Annotated in this window: 4 protein-coding genes and 2 pseudogenes; 3 read left to right on the top strand and 3 right to left on the bottom strand. The window is 38.4% G+C overall.

Annotated elements, in window-relative coordinates; translation table 11 throughout:
- Positions 1 to 167: 167 nt before the first annotated feature.
- Complete coding sequence (locus tag M3183_RS26420) at positions 168 to 1,610, bottom strand: degradosome RNA helicase CshA (RefSeq protein ID WP_251474998.1); 1,443 nt, start codon at positions 1,608 to 1,610, stop codon at positions 168 to 170.
- Positions 1,611 to 1,911: 301 nt separating this feature from the next.
- Here M3183_RS26420 and M3183_RS26415 point away from each other — a divergent pair.
- Positions 1,912 to 2,067, top strand: a pseudogene (locus M3183_RS26415) (cold-shock protein); the annotation flags it as partial.
- Positions 2,068 to 2,202: 135 nt separating this feature from the next.
- Positions 2,203 to 2,274 carry a sporulation histidine kinase inhibitor Sda gene (sda, locus tag M3183_RS27535; RefSeq protein WP_396953767.1) on the top strand — a complete coding sequence of 24 codons (72 nt, stop codon included), beginning with the start codon at positions 2,203 to 2,205 and terminating at the stop codon, positions 2,272 to 2,274.
- A 387-nt stretch (positions 2,275 to 2,661) separates the two neighbouring features.
- On the opposite strand, the gene trhA is transcribed toward sda, so the two are convergent.
- On the bottom strand, positions 2,662 to 3,300 hold the full coding sequence (gene trhA / locus M3183_RS26410) for a PAQR family membrane homeostasis protein TrhA (protein ID WP_251474995.1): 639 nt from the start codon (positions 3,298 to 3,300) through the stop codon (positions 2,662 to 2,664).
- Between the two features lie 80 nt (positions 3,301 to 3,380).
- Entirely contained in the window at positions 3,381 to 3,857 is a 477-nt protein-coding gene (locus tag M3183_RS26405) for a CarD family transcriptional regulator (RefSeq protein ID WP_251474992.1), read from the bottom strand.
- Between the two features lie 205 nt (positions 3,858 to 4,062).
- Here M3183_RS26405 and M3183_RS26400 point away from each other — a divergent pair.
- Positions 4,063 to 4,346 (top strand): annotated as a pseudogene (locus tag M3183_RS26400) (HU family DNA-binding protein).
- Positions 4,347 to 5,576: the final 1,230 nt, after the last annotated feature.

Raw genomic sequence — 5,576 nt, 5'->3', positions numbered from 1 at the left:
AGTTTTGCCTTCAAGTCCTCCGCACGAAATCTCACGATACTCGCACTACCTGTCAGCTATACATTTCCGCCACAACGGCATGTTAGGGACTTGCACCCTTTAGAGCGAAGCGCTGCCAAGCGCACAAAAGAGGATGGTCTCTCATACCATCCTCTTTGTATTCCAATTCATAATCCTTCCTTTTTGCGATAGGACCTGGAAGTTTTTTTACGTTTACCACTTGCCCCTTTCCCCACAAATTCTCTGTTCCCTTTATAGTTTCTCATAGACTTTTCCTGATGCTTCTTGGAATATCTCGGTGCCTCGGAGGTAAGCTGGACCGGAACATCCCTTTGATCCTTTGACAACAATTTCAAGGCAATTGAAACCAACGCGGTGGAATCGTATTGATCGAGCAATTCACTTGCTGCTTGTTTAAACTGTGTGTCCTGCTCCTCCTCAACCAATTGAATCATCTTTTCTACTGCGGCTCGCTGTATTGACTCCATTGCCTCTGCTACCGTTGGTATTGATTTGCGCTGGATTTTTCCTTTTGAGGCTTTTTCAATACTGTGAATCTGTCCAGTTTCTCTCGGTGTAGCAAATGTAATAGCTAGACCCGTTTTACCTGCTCGCCCCGTTCTACCGATTCGGTGAACGTAACTTTCCGGGTCTTGAGGAATGTCAAAGTTGTAGACGTGGGTAACCCCTGAAACATCGATACCCCTCGCGGCCACATCGGTCGCGACTAAAATATCAATGTTTCCCTCACGAAATTTATTCATCACTACATCCCGCTGTCGTTGATTTAAATCACCGTGCAACCCATCAGCAAGATATCCTCTTTTATTCAATGCATCACTTAATTCATCCACGCGTCTTTTTGTCCTTCCAAAAATCACGGCTAATTCTGGATTATCCACGTCCATCAGACGGCAAAGCACTTCAAATTTATCTCGTTCCTTAACCTCATAATAAACTTGCTTTACACTTGGAGCGGTAACTTCTTTCGCTTTTATCTTCACTAACTCCGGATCGTTCATAAACCTTTCCGCAAGATTTTGAATCGGTTTTGGCATGGTTGCAGAGAATAGCAAGGTTTGTTTTTCTTCGGGGGTCTCTTTAAGGATACGTTCGATATCCTCCACAAAGCCCATATCTAACATTTCATCTGCTTCATCCAAAACCACCATTGAAATGCGATCTAGCTTAAGCGTTTTACGTTTAATGTGGTCCAAAATTCTCCCAGGTGTTCCCGTAATAATGTGTGGGACCTTTTTTAATGCTTTGATTTGGCGGTCTATAGACTGTCCTCCATAAATAGGGAGAGAATTTATACCCATGTATTTCGCAAGCCGATTGATCTCTTCTGAAACCTGAATAGCTAATTCCCTTGTCGGTGCAATTGCAATCGCCTGAACATACTTTTTGCTCGTATCCAATTTCTCCAAGATTGGTATGGCAAAGGCAGCTGTCTTTCCTGTGCCTGTTTGTGCTTGACCAATAATATCCTTCCCTGTCAAAGCTATTGGAATGGCTTTTTCTTGAATAGGAGATGCTTCTTCAAATCCCATATCCGTAATCGCTCTTTGAATGGGTCCACTAATGCCCATTTCATGAAATGTTGTCATACTAAAACCCCTTCTATGTTTTTACTATTTTTTATATTGGACTAAACTATTCCATCAAATGCACATAAATATATATTTTTGCAACGCAGCTGATACTCATGTATTTCCTAGATATTCTTTTTTACAAATTTCAGAAATTTTTACATTGTTGGAACTAGTGAATGCATCCGTTCTTGGATGGGTTTGTCTCTTAAGAATGAACTTCTAAATATCCGAATAGGATATGAATGTATCAAGAAACCAAAAAGTCTTGGCAGTGTAAAAATCAATCAATTGTGTGTATTATAGGAGGAAATAATTAGGATTCATCGAACGTGAAGGTGGAGAAGATGTATTCGTACATTTCTCTGCAATTCAGGGCGATGGGTATAAAACACTTGAAGAAGGTCAAGATGTGACTTTTAACGTTGAACAAGGTCAACGCGGACCCCAAGCTACAAACGTCCATAAAGCTTAATTATAAGAAAAACGAACATAGACAGACTCTGAGAATCTGTTTTTTATTTTTTTGGTTCTACCCTGAACTCCCCTCTACGAAAGGAGGTTTTCAGGTAGAGACTCCGTTTATTTAAAATTTAGTGTATAGCAAAACATCCCAAATGATAAAGACTTTATCCATCTTTTAAAACAAGAACTAATAAAGAGAAATCTTTTTATAGAATAGCATGATCGTTTAACAGCGGGCATTTTCTTATGTCATTCATCCCATATTAAACGGATAGGGGAAAATCCATATAAAAAAATGTAAAGGCGGGCAATATATTGACCACCAAAAACCCGCCAAGTGCATTCGAAATTTGAACCCTTTTGGTTTACCTGCCAGGAGGAAACCCTCATCCTTCGATTTTTAGAGTATTTTCGGGCGAAGTCCAATGATGAAGAAACATGCAATATATTGGGAGGATTGTGGCAGGAACTGACTTTCTATGTCAATGAAATAAAAGAAGGCTTCGAAAGTGAAGGCATGGCAATCCCCATTACTTCCGAAAAGAAGACGTGAACCTCCATGTTGTTTAAGCCAATCAACATCAAGGACTATCTTAAAAATCCACTAAATTAAATACCATAATACCGCAAAGAAGTGAGCTGCTGAACCGGCAATCACGAAAATGTGCCATACAGCATGATGATACCTAAAACCTCTCCAAACATAAAACACGGATCCTACTGTATAGAAAATACCACCTGTTACTAAAAGGATTATTCCTTCTGGTTGGATTGCCTGTGTAATGGGGTCCCAAACAATTACAATGAGCCAGCCCATAATGATATATAGAATTGTTGATGTTACTAAAAATTTTTTAACAAAGAAGCACTTGAGGACTGTACCAATAATTGCCAATCCCCATACCACTCCAAATAAAATCCAACATTCCCATCCTTTTATCACTAGAAACAAATAGGGTGTATAGGATCCTGCTATAAAAAAGTAAATAGCTGAATGATCAAGAATTTCAAAAATATCTTTTGCTTTACCAGGCGGAAGTGCATGTACTAGTGTAGAACAAATATATAGATGTAACATGGTTGTTCCGAAAACCGTAAAACTAACGATTTGCCATGCATTACCATGCAAAGCGGATAAAGTAATTAATATAACCAATGCTGCAACACTTAAAAGTGCAGCTATCCCATGGCTAATCGAATTCGCAATCTCTTCTCCCCTGGAGAATGTATGAGTGTTTGCCAAAAAACTAATTCCCCCTAGTTTTAAACAACTTAGCTAATTTAAAGTCAGAAGCATTTTTTGGTCACATTAAGAAAAAACACTCATCCAACCCTTTTGTTTAACAAATCATTCGCCTGATTTTCAGTGATTCCTCTAATTATGCCCAGTTCACTAATAAAAATTTTCCGTGCATTGTCTAGCATTTGCTTTTCACTTGAATTGAGAGCTTTCTTTTTGTTTAAGCGCATTAAATCACGTACAACTTCTGCGCCTTCTTGAATATTACCTGTTCTCAACTTTTCCGTATTAATCTTGTATCTTTCTTTCATTGAAAGAGTTGTATCAGTTTGACCGTATTGAAAAATGTCCAAAACGTGTTCAAGTGTAAGTACATCTTCAACTAAGCGAATGTGTGATTTTTGCACTTTGTCAATAGGAATCATTACTTGCATTCCTTTGATTGGCATTTTTATCATATAATACCTATGTTTCTCACCTAGAATTTCCTTTTCTTCTATTGCTTCAATAACACCTGCACCTTGCATTGGATACACAATGGAATCACCAACTTGAAACATCTAGAACACCTCCGAATTTGAATCTTTTTCAAGTATAACACACATGCTATCTTTTAGCAAAAATAATTATTTTAACATCATTAATATCTAATGTCAACATTTTTGTTATTGGAAATTATAATTATTTTTGGGATTCCATATAGAAACTCTAATTCACAATGGTCTTGAATTCTTCCAGGCATCAGATTGGTTTATATATCAGCATCTGCTTGTATGGAGAACTAAAAAAAATATTCGTAGAACTCTCACAGATAAAAACACCCGAAGCGTACACGCAGTTATTGCTGCTATTTTTGAAGCATTAAAAAATTGTGATAAGGTTCAATTGATTGGCTTCGGTAACTTTGAGGTCCGTGACCGCGAAGACGTTCGGGTCAAAATCAACAAACTAGGAAATCGCTCCTGCTGAACGTGAGGTCAGAGCGATTTCCAACAGTCGCACTGGCTATAGCACCTCTTCGACTTCGAAAACCGCCAACCAATAAATAAAAGATTTTGCCAAAATCATGCAGGGTTATAATTGTACCAGTTCCAAAATTTTGTGAAACAGAAGTGACAATTTCAACCGACTCTCCTTTTTCAGATAATTGATGTTGTATGATATTTTTTTTTGTTCCAAGTACTATCACGGGGCAGGATTAGCAGTAACCATGAGCCATGAGGACGGCGTTACGATCTATGAAGGGAACATTTTAAAAAATCTAGTTTAATCTTATGGTACAAAATATTGTTAGAACAACCACCACTTTCTCCAAATAGAGAAGAAAATGCAAAAAAATAATAAAAAGCCACCAAGATGGCCGCTGGATCTTCATACAGATAGGTAAGGGTTTGAAGTTATCGTTCCCTTTCTCCCCGTCCACACCGTGCAAAAACGAAACGCATTAATCACCAAACACCATCCTTTTAAATAGATTTGGTACTGTAGGGACAAGCTTTGCCACCATCATATTCCCCTAAGGAATGATATCGTGATGAAGATGGCGCTATAGGCCAAAGATGTCTTTTCTGTATACGCATGAGGGAGTTAAAATCATGATGAAACACGGATGGCTGGAGGAGCCGCCGCAAATGGAGGATCAATCTAATATCAGAAACAATCGATGAATGATAAGTCAGCATTTTCGGTAGTGCTCGCCTTATTCAAGCGTTTTTTTACCCGAGTGTACCCTATGGGCTAATCCTCCTTCTTAACAACTTATATGCATAAAAAAGGAGACTGGCGTCAAGCGCCGTCCCCTCTTCCCCATCAGATTGGAAAGTCTTTGAATAAGAATTGTTTAAAACTGCCGGTATTTTCAAATCAAGCATTCTGCAGTGCATTTTACCTATTTATCTAAATCTTCATTATCCTAAAAAAGCTGAAAGCTTCAATCCCCCGAACGACCTCCATCATAGCACACACTATAACAAAAGCAGTATTAGAATGATAAGTTAATTAATACTAAAGATACAGTTGTTGTGTATCGTGAATCCTTATAAATCGGCACTCCGTTGTGAATGTAAAGGATTGCACTTAATTATTCTGCTTCGCTGGTTCAACAACAAAATGACCGCCGCATCGATCTTCATCCTTAACAAAAGCCCCCGTTATGATGTGAACCCCCTAAGTTGGACTTAGAAATCCAAACTTAGGGGGTTTTTGTATGGTTAAGTTTTCAAGTGAATTCAGAGAAAAAGTTGTTTTAGATTATTTAACGGGAGGTGGAGGATCGAAAT

Source organism: Neobacillus mesonae (assembly GCF_023715155.1).
Taxonomy (GTDB): domain Bacteria; phylum Bacillota; class Bacilli; order Bacillales; family Cytobacillaceae; genus Neobacillus; species Neobacillus mesonae_A.
Note: the sequence above shows the minus strand (reverse complement) of the source record. Positions and strands in the feature narration are given on the sequence as shown.